The sequence below is a fragment of the Sphingomonas faeni genome (assembly GCF_030817315.1).
Classification (GTDB): Bacteria; Pseudomonadota; Alphaproteobacteria; order Sphingomonadales; family Sphingomonadaceae; genus Sphingomonas; species Sphingomonas faeni_C.
In genome coordinates this window covers 799,258-814,637 of record NZ_JAUSZF010000001.1, presented here as the reverse complement: position 1 = coordinate 814,637, position 15,380 = coordinate 799,258, and the positions used below count along the sequence as shown (strand labels likewise).

18 protein-coding genes are annotated in these 15,380 nt (G+C 59.9%); 8 read left to right on the top strand and 10 right to left on the bottom strand.

The window, feature by feature from the left end:
• Nucleotides 1-115 precede the first annotated feature (115 nt).
• A complete protein-coding gene (locus QFZ54_RS03885) occupies nt 116-4,198 on the bottom strand; it encodes a peptidoglycan DD-metalloendopeptidase family protein (RefSeq protein ID WP_307084606.1) in 4,083 nt (1,360 codons plus the stop codon).
• Nucleotides 4,195-4,527: a hypothetical protein gene (locus QFZ54_RS03880; RefSeq protein ID WP_307084604.1), complete on the bottom strand. Its 333-nt coding sequence runs from the start codon at nt 4,525-4,527 to the stop codon at nt 4,195-4,197. Before QFZ54_RS03880 ends, QFZ54_RS03885 begins: the two co-directional genes overlap by 4 nt.
• 383 nt (nt 4,528-4,910) lie before the next feature.
• On the opposite strand from QFZ54_RS03880, the gene QFZ54_RS03875 reads away from it, so the two are divergent.
• The 4 genes from QFZ54_RS03875 to QFZ54_RS03860 all read left to right on the top strand — a co-directional run bounded on the left by QFZ54_RS03875 (nt 4,911) and on the right by QFZ54_RS03860 (nt 6,245).
• A complete protein-coding gene (locus tag QFZ54_RS03875; protein ID WP_307084602.1) occupies nt 4,911-5,177 on the top strand; it encodes a hypothetical protein in 267 nt (88 codons plus the stop codon).
• Complete coding sequence (locus QFZ54_RS03870) at nt 5,174-5,437, top strand: helix-turn-helix transcriptional regulator (RefSeq protein WP_307084600.1); 264 nt, start codon at nt 5,174-5,176, stop codon at nt 5,435-5,437. Before QFZ54_RS03875 ends, QFZ54_RS03870 begins: the two co-directional genes overlap by 4 nt.
• Nucleotides 5,438-5,577: 140 nt before the next feature.
• Nucleotides 5,578-5,895 (top strand): hypothetical protein, encoded by a 318-nt coding sequence (locus QFZ54_RS03865; RefSeq protein WP_307084598.1) that lies wholly within the window; start codon nt 5,578-5,580, stop codon nt 5,893-5,895.
• A 74-nt stretch (nt 5,896-5,969) separates the two neighbouring features.
• Nucleotides 5,970-6,245 carry a hypothetical protein gene (locus QFZ54_RS03860; RefSeq protein ID WP_307084596.1) on the top strand — a complete coding sequence of 92 codons (276 nt, stop codon included), beginning with the start codon at nt 5,970-5,972 and terminating at the stop codon, nt 6,243-6,245.
• A gap of 83 nt (nt 6,246-6,328) precedes the next feature.
• Here QFZ54_RS03860 and QFZ54_RS03855 read toward each other — a convergent pair whose 3' ends face one another.
• From QFZ54_RS03855 to QFZ54_RS03830, 6 genes are all read right to left on the bottom strand, one after another.
• Complete coding sequence (locus tag QFZ54_RS03855; RefSeq protein ID WP_307084594.1) at nt 6,329-6,598, bottom strand: hypothetical protein; 270 nt, start codon at nt 6,596-6,598, stop codon at nt 6,329-6,331.
• 181 nt (nt 6,599-6,779) lie between these two features.
• On the bottom strand, nt 6,780-7,001 hold the full coding sequence (locus tag QFZ54_RS03850) for a hypothetical protein (RefSeq protein ID WP_307084592.1): 222 nt from the start codon (nt 6,999-7,001) through the stop codon (nt 6,780-6,782).
• Nucleotides 7,002-7,091: 90 nt separating this feature from the next.
• Nucleotides 7,092-7,283: a hypothetical protein gene (locus QFZ54_RS03845; RefSeq protein ID WP_307084590.1), complete on the bottom strand. Its 192-nt coding sequence runs from the start codon at nt 7,281-7,283 to the stop codon at nt 7,092-7,094.
• A gap of 196 nt (nt 7,284-7,479) precedes the next feature.
• Nucleotides 7,480-8,469 (bottom strand): hypothetical protein, encoded by a 990-nt coding sequence (locus QFZ54_RS03840; RefSeq protein WP_307084588.1) that lies wholly within the window; start codon nt 8,467-8,469, stop codon nt 7,480-7,482.
• 2,123 nt (nt 8,470-10,592) lie between these two features.
• Complete coding sequence (locus tag QFZ54_RS03835; protein WP_307084586.1) at nt 10,593-10,778, bottom strand: hypothetical protein; 186 nt, start codon at nt 10,776-10,778, stop codon at nt 10,593-10,595.
• On the bottom strand, nt 10,778-11,074 hold the full coding sequence (locus tag QFZ54_RS03830; RefSeq protein WP_307084585.1) for a hypothetical protein: 297 nt from the start codon (nt 11,072-11,074) through the stop codon (nt 10,778-10,780). The genes QFZ54_RS03835 and QFZ54_RS03830 overlap by 1 nt, the downstream gene beginning before the upstream one ends.
• 422 nt (nt 11,075-11,496) lie before the next feature.
• Between QFZ54_RS03830 and QFZ54_RS03825 the strand changes: the two genes are divergently transcribed.
• A complete protein-coding gene (locus QFZ54_RS03825; protein ID WP_307084583.1) occupies nt 11,497-12,297 on the top strand; it encodes a phage regulatory protein/antirepressor Ant in 801 nt (266 codons plus the stop codon).
• Nucleotides 12,298-12,556: 259 nt separating this feature from the next.
• A complete protein-coding gene (locus QFZ54_RS03820) occupies nt 12,557-12,808 on the top strand; it encodes a hypothetical protein (RefSeq protein ID WP_307084581.1) in 252 nt (83 codons plus the stop codon).
• A gap of 225 nt (nt 12,809-13,033) precedes the next feature.
• Here QFZ54_RS03820 and QFZ54_RS03815 read toward each other — a convergent pair whose 3' ends face one another.
• The gene (locus tag QFZ54_RS03815; RefSeq protein ID WP_307084579.1) at nt 13,034-13,507 is read right to left on the bottom strand and encodes a hypothetical protein; all 474 of its coding nucleotides are present in this window, start codon (nt 13,505-13,507) and stop codon (nt 13,034-13,036) included.
• Between the two features lie 177 nt (nt 13,508-13,684).
• Here QFZ54_RS03815 and QFZ54_RS03810 point away from each other — a divergent pair, with 177 nt between their 5' ends.
• The gene (locus QFZ54_RS03810; protein ID WP_307084578.1) at nt 13,685-13,951 is read left to right on the top strand and encodes a hypothetical protein; all 267 of its coding nucleotides are present in this window, start codon (nt 13,685-13,687) and stop codon (nt 13,949-13,951) included.
• Between the two features lie 82 nt (nt 13,952-14,033).
• On the opposite strand, the gene QFZ54_RS03805 is transcribed toward QFZ54_RS03810, so the two are convergent.
• A complete protein-coding gene (locus tag QFZ54_RS03805) occupies nt 14,034-14,618 on the bottom strand; it encodes a hypothetical protein (protein WP_307084576.1) in 585 nt (194 codons plus the stop codon).
• A gap of 120 nt (nt 14,619-14,738) precedes the next feature.
• Between QFZ54_RS03805 and QFZ54_RS03800 the strand changes: the two genes are divergently transcribed.
• Nucleotides 14,739-14,867: a DUF6771 family protein gene (locus QFZ54_RS03800; RefSeq protein WP_307084574.1), complete on the top strand. Its 129-nt coding sequence runs from the start codon at nt 14,739-14,741 to the stop codon at nt 14,865-14,867.
• Nucleotides 14,868-15,380: the final 513 nt, after the last annotated feature.

Here is a 15,380-nt window from a genome sequence, read left to right as displayed (position 1 = left end):
TGCCCTGCCATGCGCAAGTAGCTAGGGCCAGGATACGGCAACAGCGAGACTATAGGTGCTGCATCCGTTTTCTAAGGTGCTTCTAGACATTCTCGCACGACAGCGGACATGCGAATCAGCCGATCGCCTGCTTCACGGCGCCCGAGTTCGCGCGGATGTAGTTCAGCAGGGCCTTGCCGCCCACGCCGGTATCGAGACCCTTCGACACGAAATCGCCTGCGTCAATCGCGTTGACGACCTTCAGGTTTACCGGGACACCGCCGTCGCCCAGCCCACCATTCGCACGGTGACGCGGATCACCGCGGGTCAAGATCTCCTCACCCTTCTGCGCAATGATGGGCACCTCGTCCGGGCGCAGTCCCGCAATGCCGCCGGTGTGGAACCGAGCAGCCGCCGCGAATACGTCCGGGCTCATCAGACGGGTTCCCGAGGTGTTCTGCCCTGCGATGCCACCGGTGTGATTTGCGGGGACAGGCGTAGGAACAGCGACGCCCACCGCACTCAGGATGCCCTTAGCAATATTCAGGGCGATCTGCTGTAGGATCATCTGGTAAATTAAACGGAGGAAGTTCGCCGCGAAGTCCAGGAACGCATCCTTCAGCGCCCCGAATGCATTCTCCCCGTCGACCAGCGCTTGCACGAACCCGTCGATGGAAGATGTGAGGGCGTTCGCAAACGCGTTGGCGATCTGCTCCGCCGATATGTTTAGGACGTTCCCCCATTCCTGAGCAGTCTGTTTCGCCATGTCGAGCTTCAGCACGATCGCATCCAACTGTGCGGCCGTGAGCCCCAGCGGGTTCGCATCCGGCGACAGCGCCTTGTAGAACGCGACCGCCTTATCGACCGCACCCTGCAACTGGCCATTGACCTGCCCCAGCAGCGGCAGCAACTGGTTGGCTTCCGCGTCCAGTCCGTTGTCGCGCAGGAACGTGATCTGGTCACGCATGGCATCACGCTGCGCCGTCAGGTCGGCTACCGGCTTGTCGACGTCATTCCGCTGGGCGTCGAAGCTGTCCTTCGCATGCGCCGCGTCAAAATATGCACCGGTGACACCCTTCAGCGCCTCGATCCGCAGCGCGAGTCCGGCGTCAGCAGGATCTACACCGGCTTGGGTGGCGTCAGTCTTCGCCTTCCGAACGGCGTCCTCAATCGCTGCCTCGCGCTGCGCCGCCAACAGCAGTTGGCCCGACAGGTTCACCTGCTCCCGAAGCTGCTCGGTATCTTCCGTGGTCGCGGCATTCGACTGGTCCAGCTTCGCCAGATACGCGTCGCGCTTGTCGGCCAGTTTCTCCTGCGCGTCGTCGTAGTTACCTATCGCGTCAGCCTGGTCGACCTGGAACCGCGACTTGCCGTCGGCGGGGAACAGCCCCTTGGTCGGATCAACAGGCTTGCCGTTGACCGTCACCGTGTAGTGCAGATGCGCGCCGGTGCTGTTGCCGGTATTGCCCGACTTCGCGATCGCCTGACCGGCCGTGACGACCTGCCCCTTCTCGACCACGCTGTTGTCCGACAGGTGGCCGAACTTCGAAATCGTCCCCTTGCCGTGGTCGATGTAGACGAACTTGCCCAGCTTCGCGTCGGTGCCGGTTTCGATGACAACGCCATTCGCGGGCGCCCGCACTGTGGTGCCGGTGGGCACGGCGTAATCGACGCCCTTGTGAAACGTCGATGCACCTGCTTTGGGCGCTGCACGCGCACCGAAGCCGGACGAAATGCGACCGTCCACCGGCGCCTGGAACACCGTCTGCTTGGCGAGCCGTTCACGCTCACGCTTGGCCTCATCAGCCACGCGTTTCGCCTGGTCGGCCTCCCGCTTCCGTTCGTCGGCAGCCTTCTTCAGCGCAGCCGTTCGCGCCTCTTCCGCCTTCTGGCCGATATACGCCTGTTTCGCGGCCTCGCTGGCGAACTTGAAGTTCTTCTCGACATACTCGGTTGCCGAACGTCGGGCTTCGTTCGTCGCCTCGAGCACGGTCTTCTCGGACTTGGCGGCATCGGTCGCCGTAACGAGGTCGACCGTCTGTTTCTTCTGCAGTTCGCTGCGCACGGCGACCGTGTCGTTGACCTGCTTCTGGGTGCCGTTCAGCTTGTCGAGTTCAGCCTGCCACCCGGCGACCTGCTTCCGGATCTTGACGATATCCGCTTCATACGCAGCCGCCAGGTTCGGCTGGGCCGCCTTCGCGCCTTCCAGGTTGCCGATGACCGTGTTCGCGCGTGCGATCTGCGCGCTGATGTCGCCCGCGGACTTCGCACCGGCGATCGCACGGATGGCCTGCGACGCGATGCGACCGAGACCTTCCAGTTCCTTCGCGATTTCCTTGATCGGCGCGGTGTCCGACAGCACGTTGAGGAAGTCCTGCCACGCGCCGCCCAGCGACCGTGCGGCCTCCGACCAGCTGCCGCGCATCTTGTTGGCAGCGTCTTCTTGCTGCTCGCTGAAGATACGCAGGGCCTCATTCCGCGCGTCGGCAGCCTTGCCCTGGTCGAACAAGGATTTGATGTTGTCACGCTGGGCGGACGTGAGGAAGTTCGTCGCGTCATCCAGCTTCTTGACGCTGTCATACCCGCCGGTGAACGCCTCGCCGACCTGCTGCGAGGCGTCGACCACCTTGATGCCGAGCACGTCGGCGAGATCCTGCGCGGCCTTGCCGAACTCCACGATGCGGGTCGGATCGACGCCGTCCTTCACGAATCCGCGCACCACGGTAACGGCGTCGGCAGCCGACAGGCCGTAGTGGTCGAGTGCTTCGGATGCCTTGCTCAACTGGGCAGCGCCGTACGTGCCGCCGTCAGCCGATGCAGCCAGCAGCCCCATGAATTTCCGCGTGCGCTCGGCTTCGTCGCCGGCGTTCTTCAGGGCGAGAACGACAACGCCCAGTGTCGCCACGAATCCGATCAGCGCCGGATTTGTGAACGCCGCGACGATCGACGACCCGACGCGCGGGAACAACTGCAGGATCTGGCCGCCCTGCTGCGCCAGCGTCTGCGTCAGCGAGGTGCCGGACGCCAGCTGCGTGACGACGTCATTCACCTGGTAGCCGAGGTTCTGTAGTTCGTACGGCTTCAGGCCGAACAGCGACGGCTTGCCACCCGCGCCGATGCCGTTCCGCCCGTTCAGCGCTGCCGCTGCGTTGGCGGCATTGCCCTTCAGCAGCGCGGTTGCGCCGGCGAGCTCCGTCGCGCTGATCTTCCCAGCAGCGTACAGCCGGTTCGCTTCGGCCAGTTCGGTGTTCAGCTTCTCCTGAATCGCGCCCATGGGATTTAGTTCGGCGCGCAACCGGGCGGTCGCTGCCGTCAGTTCCTTCTCCGCGCGTGCGGCTTCCGTCGCGGCGGTTTCCTCGTCGCGCAACTGCTGGGCGAACGCGGTGTCGGCAGCCTTCGGCGCGCTGCCACCATTGCCTTCAATCCGGCCACGGGCACGCAGGGCATTGTTCGTCAGTTCGGCCGCCTGCGCGCGGTCGCGTTCTGCGTTCGCCGCTGCTTCGGTTGCCGCTGCCTGCTTCTCCAGCGCGGCGAACGTGGCACCGTTGTCGGTTGCCGGGCCGCGGTCGGTGCCGGTGACACGGCTGATCGACTTCAGGACGCTGGCATTACGCAGCGCGGCTGCAGTCTGGTTGTCGAGCGACCGCGCGTAATCGTTGGCCTCGCCGCTTGCGAACGTGCTGACAGCACCGGCCAGGCGGGTCTGCCGTTCCAGTTCGGCCATGCCAGACGCAGCGCGGGTGTAGCCGACTTCCTGCTGCGCGATGGTCCGCTGCAGCTTACCGGCTTCCGACTCCAGCCGCTTCATTTCGCCGGTGACTTCGGCGATCTGCACGCGGAGGACGTCGGCGTTACCGTTCGTCAGCAGCGCATCGACCAGTGCCACACGCAACTGGTCGGCCGCACGCGCGGCGCCGCGCTGCTGGGCTTCCAGTGATGCGTACTGCTGCTTGCTGGCAGCGATGGCACGGTTCTGCCGTTCGAGGGCTTCCGCACCCGCGTCGCCTGCCTGCGCGGTCTTCGAATAGGCCTTGTCCAGCGACGCCAGCACGCCGAGGATCTGCTGCATCCCGGTCGCGGCGGTCTCGCTGCCGGATGCGACACGCTTCTGGGTGCCGATCAACTGCTCGAGCGCGCTGCCGATCGCGGTGACAGCCTTCGTCGCTTCGTCGCGAGCTCGGATTACGAGGACCGTGTCGACTTTGGGGCGGGCGCTCACTGGATGCTGCCCACTTCGTTACCGAAGCCTGGGGCGACCGCGGCGATTAAGACACCCGCGATACTCTGTGGGCCATGCGCTTCGATGGCCCGCGCAGCGATTATCGCGGCCTGCACAGACGTCAACCAACCACCCTGAACACCGGCTATTGGGCGGCCGCTACTGGTTGCAACGAGGTCGCGCGCGACAGCCATATCGATTGCCATCAGCGAGATCGCATACGCCACATCGTCGATCGTAATGCGCGGCATGTTCGCCACAACTGCTAGTGCTGTTGGATTGCGATTGATGACTTCGGAAAGCTGTTTGAGAGATAAGGCGGTATCCATGTTGCTGGTTCACTCCGAAAGGAGTCTACAAATTAACATGATTCTGCCGAGTTGAAGAATTTCGGAGGGCCGTTGCACTTTCAACTTACAGTTGAGTTTCAACTTTACTGGTTGTAAGTGTGCCAGTAATGAAGATTTAACTTTACGTACACTAATGAAGCCGAGTAATTGTTTGCGGTCGGCTCGAAAACGGAGTCGATACGGACGGTAATCCGTAGCTGCAGACACCGCCTTTCCAGTATCCGCTTTGAGCGGTGCACTACGGTCGGGCGACGATGGGGAGTCTCTGACTCGTCGTGTCTGCTGCACGATATTGCCGCCCGTCGTTGTCCGGCCACCAATCGGCAGTTTGGCCCGGGCGAACCTCAGCAGGAGCCAAGTCCATGACCAACGAAGTCGCCAGCAATGCTATTTTTCGCGACGAAATCGTCGGCTACGCACAGATGCCCGTAACTGGCGACTATGCTGCCGACTGCGCGACGGGCCGTCTAATGGCTGACGCACTCATCCGAAGAATGTCAGATACGGAAGACGGTACTCCGGTACTCGGCGCAGTCGTCCGGGAGATGATCAAAGGCGGCAGGTGGGAAGGCGTCCACGCCGGTTTTTTTCAGCGCTTGGCCGAGCGGTCAGTTCAAGTGGTAGCATGATAGTCGAAGCGGGAACCGTCGCGCACACCGAGTTCTGGCCGTTAACACGGGTCCAGGAAGTTACGGGTCTGTCCAAGACGACTCTGTATGAGTTGATGAAAACCGGCAAGTTCCCGCGGTCGTACAGCTACCAGTTTACCGATAAAAGGCGGTTTTGGTTGTCGAACGACGTCAAGCGTTGGCAGCAAGATCAAGTGCCTGATCGACGTGCTGAACTCAAAGTTGAAATTGACAATGACTTTGACGCACTTCTAAAATGAGAAGTTGGGTCTAGCTCACGGAAATTTCAGCATCTAGCGATCCTAAGGTATTACGAGTCGTCCCGCGAACGTGTGGATCGGTGCCTCCACACTGGTCCGCACATTCGCGGGATGCGGTACAAACCTTGGAGATACATATCATGGCCAACGCCAAATCACGCCCCACCGGAAATGACACCCTCGACGTCGATCGCAAGCGGCTTCCCGATGGCAAGCCCAACCTGTCGCCCAGCGGCGCGCTGCCGGACCCCGTGATTCAGGAAGCCGGCATCGTTCCGCTGAAGGCGATAAATTCGATCACATTCGGCGCCCAGAAGACCGCAGTGCCTGGATCGATGTTCGTCCCGCCGAACGCGGCGGCACGCCTGGAGCTTCTGCAGGGTCAGTATCCACCTGCCGAAGAGCCTTCGACGGCTGAACTCTCGCTGTTCCGTGAACAGCAGACCGAGTTCGCCTGAACCAGTTGGTCGTCTGTGGCGTCACTCCACCGCAGGCGGCCTTCGACGTTACGGATGTGTCGGAGATAGCCTAGATGTCCGAGTATCAGCAGTTCTTTCGCCAAGGTCCCGCATTCACCGCAGCGGCGCGGACGCAGGAAGCAGGCCTCAAGCCGCTAAAGGCAACCGGGCAGATCTTGTACAATGCTAAAGAAGCCGTTCGCGGCAGCGTTCTGAAGAACGATGTCCGCTCGGTCGAACCGAAATCCCTGTTCATGCCGGTAAACGCTGCAGAACGGCGTGAAATGCTCTTGGGTGAATACCCCATTGCAGTAGAGCCCACGGCCGCTGAAATCTCTGCATTTGGCTAACATACGAAAAGGGCGCCCGAGTTTCCTCAGGCGCCCTTCCAGTTCGAGCTGTGCTTGGGAGCGGCTCGTTCTGTCTCGTGAAATCAAATACCGTTCGACAGGTTAGTGTCGGGATCGTTCGTCCGCATATCTTCGGCCTGGTTCTGACCGGTCGCACGGACGGCATCCGCCTTGTTTTCAAGGCTCGCCTCGGATGCGTCGTTGCTCACGTTGTCCGCAGCGTCTTCCAGGTTATCTGCGACTGCCTCGGTATTGGACTCGATGTTATCGGCCGTCTGCTCGCGTGGGCTAGAGTTGCACGCCGACAGCGAGGCAAGCCCAGCTGCCATTGCGATAACGAATGCCTTCTTCATATTCGATTCCCTGTCGTTCGTTCTGGCAGACTAAAGTTCTGCGCAGGTTGATTGGTTCCGTCACATTTAGCGGTGCAAGAACGCGATCGTCGGGACAGTCACGCCTGGCTTCATCGAAGCGGTGATGGCGGCGCACCGTCGATGAGCAAGGCGATCCGTTCGGCGGTGATCACGCCGCCCATCAAATGTAGTCAGTTGAGTAGGTCGCGTACGGTGATAGGCCGCGGCGTGCGAACTCTGCCTCGATCGGCGCCAACAGAGATTGCGGACCATCCTCAATCGCTTGGAAATAGATGGTCTGCATCTCGCATGGGCGGATGTCAGGCAGGATTTCAGCAATCAGATGATGTGTCTGGCTGAAGGGCTGTGCGCCGCTGCGCATCGACTCGGGTGCGTGTTCCATCCGCTGAGCATAGCGGAACAGATAGGGAACGCAATCAGGCTTGCAGGCGTTCGTCCGCGTCAGACTTCGTGTTGTCTGGTCCCTAAGAATTCACGTGTCGACCTGAACGTATTTGATCGACGTCCAAGGGACGAAGGTTACGGCGTTGTTGAAGGTCGTCAGAACACCGAGTTCGTCTGCCGTGTGCAGCGTCATTTTCACTCCACCGCCGATGTTGAGCGAGAGCGTCACCGGCAAATTACCCGCTGCGGCCATCGCTGCCTGTTGAAGTCGCTCGAGCATTACTTCCCCCTGGTTGATCTTCTTGGTTGAGATCTAGACATCGTCTGGTGCCAGAGGACGTCGGTGTATGCGCAGAATTTATACAGGGCGGCCCGGCGGGCCGGTGCCGGCGTAATCATACGAGAGGAGCAGGTCTGCACCCTTCAGTAGCTGCGCTGCCGTGTCGTCAGCAGGCAGCGCCGCTACTGAACCTCGCTTACGCGGCCAAAGTCGTCTGCCGTCGCTGGTGCCTTTCGATCGCCACCAACAGGAAGAAGAACATTAGGGTGAGAAACCCACCTACGAGCAGGACCGACTGCGAAAGCCCGTGCCAACCAGCTACCTGGCCTTCGACAATCGCTTCCCGCTTCGACGAGGCTTCACTTTCGTTACGCGTACGTCGCTCGCTCAGCAGTTGGAAGTAGCGATCCTGGTAGCCCTTCATCACCTCACCCGGCGACGAGATGCCATCCGGGTACCGCATCACAGTAACGGTTTCATTGTAGGGCACATCGACGCTCCGTGTGACGGCGCAACCGATCGGCGATTCATACCAGTCTTCGCAACTCTGGCTCATCGTGTCCCAACCGCGGCGCGTTTCGCTTCGGGTGCGCTGCACTTGAGTAGTCACCGCACGCTTTGTAGCTGTTCGATATCGACCGAGTTGATCGGTACTCTGCTTCGAGGAAGACGCTTCGGTTATCACCGGCAGGAACGCGTCGAGATCGCGCTTATCTTGCGTATAATTAAGGCTGCCATCGCGTATCGCGTTCAGCCGGCCTGCCGAGTTGATCGTCAAATCGTCAAACTCGCCTATCGTTAAGCGCTTGTCGTCGGCGCGCAGGCTCGGCTGGTACTTCGTCCGGAACAGCGCGTAATATCGTTTCACAAAGCCGTCATAGTACGCACGCTCAGCGCGCAGCTCGTTCTGCCCTGCGACGCCAGCGCCCGTCTCTGACTTCGACGGAGAGCCTTGCTCAACTAATTCCGACGGCGAAACTACGCTCGGTTGCTCCACCACCGAAGCAGGCGACCTCACAACGCGGCTTAGGCTGTAAGCAGCCCAGGCCAGTGCACAAACGAGTAGCACCGTGGCCACGATGAGCAGTGCGGCCCGAAGAACCTTCAGGTATAGATTTTCAATACGATCCAGCGCTGAACTCGAACGAACAGCCAGTCCGGATCGCTCGGTAAGAACGTCCATCATTATCCCCCCTATTTGCGCCTTGCCCCAAGCGCGTACTCGTCTTGCCGGGCCACCCCCTGATAAGCAACCGGCGTACTCGGTAGCGTAATTCGCCATGACAGAGCCGGACAGCACCGAAAGCGAGATGTTTACAATTTGTTTACCACGAACGGACATTCTGACTGTGATGTCTGTTTAAGCTCGTGGTCAGAGCCGACTCCATGACATGCGTACGTCCAGCGTTGTCAGAAATGACTGCCTTGCGCATTACTGCGTGAACCGCATTGGCTCTGTTCCGCATCATTAACGTGCGGAAAGGCAGTAACGGGCCGGGGAGGTTTTCGGGCCTCCCCAATACCCCACGGGCTGCCGTGTGAGGCGTATTAATTGGAATAAATCGACGCAAAGAACGCGGCATCGCCCTGCTGCTGGCCGGTCACCCGTTCATTTGAACCGCGGCCCTTGCCGTGCGCTGCTGCCTGCGGGAGACTGGTGAACCTTGACTTGTCTTGGGTGGCTGACAAGGGGGCGCAAACACGGAAGAGGCGGCGGCTTGATGGTTAGCGAAGACGGCGTTTTTGAGCTGAATATTGAGCATGCCGGCGTGCCAGGAGTGGTGGAACCTTCAGCGTCAATCGTTCGAGGAACGCTCTCGCCAGGGGCGTTAAATCGATTCCGCTGGATCGAAGCAAATAGAACGCCGGCTTCCGCGACGTCGGCCCTCAGAGCGGCAGTAGAGCGACGCATGGGGAAGCGAAACCGCACCCCCGGAGTATTCCAAGTGTCGCTCACTGATTTCAGTAAATAGCCACGAGATTGCACCGCGACGTGTACGCAATGGGCGTCCGTTTCTAATTTAACGATCAATAGCATGGCGTCGGTGCTCGCTGCCGTCATGCTATTTCGCGGCGAAGTGCAGCGCCTCCGATATGACGTAGCGCGCTCCATCATCAAACTGCCGTGCATGTCGCGACCGGCTCCCACCCATGCGATACTTTAGACGGTATCGATCCCACCAGACGGTCGGTTGCCTCACATCGCAACGTCTGGCGCAGCACAAGCCGCTCAACGATCTTCTGGCTCTGCTCCGCAGCGGCATCATCGCAGTGATACCGGGAAGCGCTTATTGATCTATCTGCCCGTGAAGGGGCAGTCGAAACCGTCCAGTTCACCTCTGTGCGTCACATCATCAACGGGTTCGGTCGCGCGGAGAAGGTCGCCGGGTACGCTATGTCGTTCTACGCTGCGCTGGTCGCTGGAGGGTGGAATTAATTCCCCTGCGCAACGGGCTGGCGGACATAATCCAATTGATTTGTCTTATTAATCGGGTCAATAAGAACTCGCCGTTAGGCATCTCCTATTCAACTTCGGCCGGGTAACCCCGGCCATTTTTTTACCTGCCGCTCGGGCAGCATCATGCGAACAGGTGTGACGCCACCCGCCTGCATTAACCAGATATATCAGTAAACTCAGAGGCTTGCATCCGCCCGCCCTCCCCGCACGTAGCTGCGTTCGACCTATGCCAAAGACAAGGTTAATGGGCAGGAGAAGGACCGTTCTGATTGTTCTCGCGGGATGGTTCGGACTGTCCGTCGTCTTATGTTTGACGCTCGCAACGACAGCGCGACGGTTAAAACGCCTGCACAAGGCGGAAGACGATCGCCTGCTACAGAAGCGGCGTGTGGCAGCCGCGCAGATGGCTGCGTCGGAGCAGTCCGAAGACGCGACCCCGGCGAATGACGAAACTGTCGGAAGCTAGCCCACATCAACCTTCCCTGCACGCACTCGCGCGATCGCCGCGCTGAGATCTATGTCCTGCGTCACCCCGAGGTCTTGGCATATTCGAGCGAACTGAGTGCCCGCCCAAGTCACCCGGAAGTCGGGTGGTTGGCGATCGCGTCCGACAAGGGTTAGCCACAGCATATCGAACGGTTCGCGGTTCTTCGACAGGCAGGCCGAGTATAGATATGCCAGCGCCAGGCGGACGCCGTGCTCGGGCGGTTTCAGCGGTCCACCGGACTGCAGCTTCCTGATCGCATCATCAAGGACGACTAAGGCGATGAACGTCGTTCGGTTACGCTTGGACACGGTATCAGAACTCCGACTCGTCAACCGTGTCGGTTTAGAATGTTCCCGCTACGTTCTCAATGTAAGGTCGTGTCCGGATCACCAGTGATCGCGTCCACGGCAGCGGCGTCCCGGCGCCAATCTTGAATGCCAGCGTCGTCATCAAGAAGGTAACCCAAGTGCGCGATGGTGTATTCGACCGTCGGATCTCCGTGCTCAGCAAGGATCTCGCCGGCCTTCAACCATGCCTCACGCTCGGTCATTATATCTTGAGGTTACGCCGCTCAATCTCGGCAAGCACCGCTTCAGCATCCAGGCTGCCGGGTTCCTCATCGGTTTCGTGGTAAGCCTTGATGAGGTCCTGATCCGTCGCCTTGGCGACCAGCGCGCCAATTTGATTCTGCATTTCGACGATTGCGGAAGCAGACATTGGGTCCACACCCATAGATCCAACCGACATGTCCAGCATCGGGGTCGGCATGAGCGCTATCGAGTCCTGCGCACTGAAGAGGCGCCGCAACTCGGCCAAGAGGGGTGAAGCGCTGAGGGGCTCGGACATATTGGGAGCCTATGCGCGGTCGACCGATTCGGGCAAACTATCTGCTACCCCCGATCGCCATCTGCTCAACCCGTCGCACCATACAGCGCCAACAGGTCTCGCATGGCGCGCGCGGCTTGACAGTCGCCGTGCCGAATGTTCGGAATATGTTCCCCGCTACGTTGAAGGGTCGGGGTGCTTGCTCCGAACCTTTGTTATTCGGTACATCATGTTTGGTAACGGCTTTCGGCCGAAAGTGCCGACGGCTTTATCAGTTTACGCCACGCGGTTTCCGCGATGGTAATCGGTGCAGGGTTCTCCAGCGCCGTGGACGACCGGAAGGGCACAGGCCCTAGGAAGCATAACCCTTCCGGTCGCTCTCCCCCGGCGAAGGGCGGAGGCCGAAACAGCCGCTCGCTACACCAGAGAAAGGCATATTCAACATGCCCGAATCAACCGATACACCGAACGACATCTTCCTGAAACCCGAAGATATGGCCGACCTCGACAAGCAGATGCTCGTCAAGGCGCACCTTGAACCTGATGGGCGGCAGCCCACCATGTCGAGCCGCGAGATTGCCGAGCTTTGCGACAAGCGGCACGACCACGTTATGCGGGACATTCGCACAATGCTGCTTGAGCTTCACGGCGAGCCGAACCTCCCCAAATTTGGCGGCATCTATCAAGCCGCCAATGGCGGAAGCCGGCCATGCTTCACGCTGCCAAAGCGTGAAAGTCTGATCCTCGTTAGCGATTACAACCTGGCGATGCGCGCGGCGATCATCGATCGGTGGCAGGAGCTTGAAGCCCAGCAACAGGCTTCCGCTCCGATTCTTGCCCTGAACGACCCCAGCACGTTGCGAGCGCTGCTGCTGGATAACGTCGAGGAGCGCATGAAGCTAGCGCAGGAGTTGGCCGCTGCGGCGCCGAAGCTCGAGGCGTTCGACCGGATCGCTAGTGCCGAGGGCAGTCTCTGCATCACGGATGCCGCGAAGAGCTTACAGGTCCGGCCGAAGTCCCTGTTCGATTTCCTTCGTGCGCATGGCTGGATCTATCAGCCGCACGGCGGACGCGGCGACATTGCATATGCGCCGAAGCTTCAGCAGGGGTTGATGGAGCACAAGACGACCACAGTGCATCGCTCCGACGGCTCAGAGAAGATCATCACCCAGGCACGCATAACGCCGAAAGGGCTAACGCGGCTGGCTCAAGAGTTCACGCCACCCGTCAAACTCGCAGCCTAACACGTCAGGGCGGTCCCTAACCGGGCCGCCCTTTCGCTATCTGACGCCTTCGAAACGGTTTCGTCATCGTTTCTCGCTCCTGAGGTTGGGATTGAGGGTACCGATGATAATACGGACGCCGAAGGATTCGCGGCATCATCTCAGACCGCCCCACGTGGCTAGGCGCGGCGGCGCGACGCCTCCCGTTCCTTCACGATTTCGTAAATAGTCGCTCGTAATCGAGCCATGACGAATTGCATCGCAACCATCGGAGACGAAAATGTTCAACAAAACTCTCGCAGTGTCCTCGGCTGTCCTTGCCCTGATCGCCGCACCTGTCGCCGCCAACGCTGCGCCGGTCGCCCCTGCAACCACTCTGTCGGTTTCGAAGGCCGCCCGTGCCAGCACACCGACCGCAAAGAAGAGCGAGCTCGCGGGCGGCGGCCTTATCGTTATCGCCCTTGCGGCCGTAGCGGTCGGCGGCGGTTTGTACCTTGCTATCGACGACGATGACAATTCGGATAGCAACTAAGCTTCTATGCGGGCGCTGTCACACCGGCCCTCGGCCAAATTCGCAGCGCGGAGCCGGTTGCAATAATAGGACAGCTAACGTAACCTAGTTCTTGCATGTCGTTAGCCCCCTTTCGGCAGCAAACCCTCGGGCGGCTTCGGTCGCCCTTTTTTGTGAGTTGGCCTGTCGCGGCCTGACTCACGCGTTCCACCCTGACAAAGAACGGCCTGAGTGGGACTTATAAATTCATTTTCCTGGCGCGAACGCCTTCGCCTCAGCAGGTGTGGCTAGACGAGGCCTGCTCTCCAACTCTGGCAAATTCAGGACTGAGGTGCGCTTTGGTGTTTGCCGCGTGTTTTTTCTGGCTTGCGGCTCAGCCCCCGTGGATGTGGAAAGGCTAGGCTTCTCTTTGGGCAGCAGCATGTCGGAGGCCAGCGCTGCGCCGTTTGCCTTGACCTCAAGCGCGGTAACCCGACTGGTTAGAAGATCGAGGTCTAGCTTTTCGGGGGTAGACTCCAGCTCGCCAACTTTGTGTTCGAGATCGTCGATGCGTTTGTTTGCGGCCGCGATACGAACGCCAGCCTCCAAGCGGTCCAAATCCTGCACGATTGGGTCTTGTTCAGCCGCCTTCGTCGCAGTCGGGGTCGTCGGAATGCGGTCGCATGCCTGAACGATGATGGAGCAGACGACAAGTAGAGCGGCTATTCGCAGGTGGGGCATGCTCAACGTCTACGGCGACCCGTTCGCCCTGTCAGGTCATATTCGCGAACCCTCACTTGTACGATCTCACGTGCCTTATCCAGACGAAGAAGGGCTGGAATTCGGCGCCTAATTACTGCGCTTGCTTGGGCCGTTAACGTCAGTATCGTTGACCAACGCAATATGAGGATTCGCATTATGAAGGTTTTGATTGCGGCAACATTGATCATGGCATCGAGCGCGGGCGCTACGCAAACTGCCGCACCACCCGTGCCAGCAGATGCAACCGCGCCGGCAGCTAAATCCAAGCCGCCCAAGCCGGTCTGCCGGAGCGAAGACAAGACGGGTTCCATGTTCCCCACTCGGACCTGTCACTCGAAGGAGGAGTGGACTGCGATCGACGCCGCCAACGCGAGCAACGTCGAACGTATGTCAAACGCGCGAAAGAGCGCGGGGCGAAACTAAATTGTTGACGCAGGCGCTAGCCCCTACCTTCTGGTCGAGGTCGGGTCAGCGCATTAGGCTGACCCGAGTTGACGGCCGCGAATTAGGCCGAGAGAAATTCGTCGACAGTCATCCGTTTGCGAACGAGCTTTGCAGGTATTTCGGGTAAAGGCGGCAGCGGATGCAATGGCGGACCCACTGGCAGGGAGCTTCCATGCTTCGCGTGCACATGCCGCGATAAAGCACCCGCGTAGTACTGTAGCCGCATGATATGTCTGAGCGGGTAGGCCAGCTGCTCTCTAGTCACAACTTCGTTCGTGATGGTGTATTTACCATGCGAGGTTTCTGAACCGACGATCGTGACGTAGGCGTCGTCATTCTCCCCATCATGGGTAGCATGAACCCCATGAATATAATGATTTCGATAAGATCGGAGCCGGTCCATACATTCCGAGAACCGGTCGATTTCCGTCTCGAAGCTGCTGACCAACTTGCTAGTGGCTCGAAGCGCGTTGATCAGGGGAATGTTGCCGAGCATCGCAGCGCAGGCCATTAGGCCAATTCCATCGCCGCCCAGAGCTAATAGCATGCTGCGAGCGTCAGTCTCGATGTTATTCCATCCTATCGCGATCATGCCTAGATCTTGGGCCAACTGGTGCCAGGCTTGCGGTTTGGTTGCGTCGATCATTGCCTAATGATGAGCCAATAAGGCGCTCTGGCAACCGCTTTCGCGTACATATTCATCATGGAATGAGGGTGTCGATGATCATGCGGTGAGCTACCCTCCTGCTCGATTGCGGCGTGGGCGTTGATCGGCCTCACCGCGCCGGATGAACGGTTGCGGGCGGCCGCCCAGTTGGAAGTCGCGCAGCGCGTGTACGGTGGTCTTTTTCAGCCGGTAAACGCTGACGGTGCGCAGATCCCGTTGCCGTGGTGATGTCTCGATGATGATCGCCTTCGTACCTGCGCCGACGTTCTCATGCACGGTGACCCGCGTACACGACGGCGACGGACCGCTATGGTGCTCGAGCGGCGTCAAGGTTCGGATTGCCGGCGTCCAGGCGCCGGACTTCGAAAGCGCGTCGCCTTGTCGCGCGGCAGACCCGCGGCGGGTAAACTATCGCTGTGACAACGCGGCTGCCAAACGCAGCCGGCAGATCGTCGAACGTCTGGTGCTGCGGAAGACGTTGCGATGTGAGGCGACTGGTAAGAGCTACAGCCGCGTTGTTGCCCGATGCGCGTTGCCGGACGGTCGGTCTCTGTCGTGTGCGGCGATTGCTTCTGGTGCTGCTGTGCGGTGGGATCGGTACTGGCGTAAATACCACATGGGAGAATGTCGCTGACGCAGGCGGAGGCGTGGAGAGAATTTGGTCGTCATACTTCGACCATGCAATACCGTCTCTTATCGCAATCGATGTGGTTGGTTCATGATATCAACGCGATACCGCTG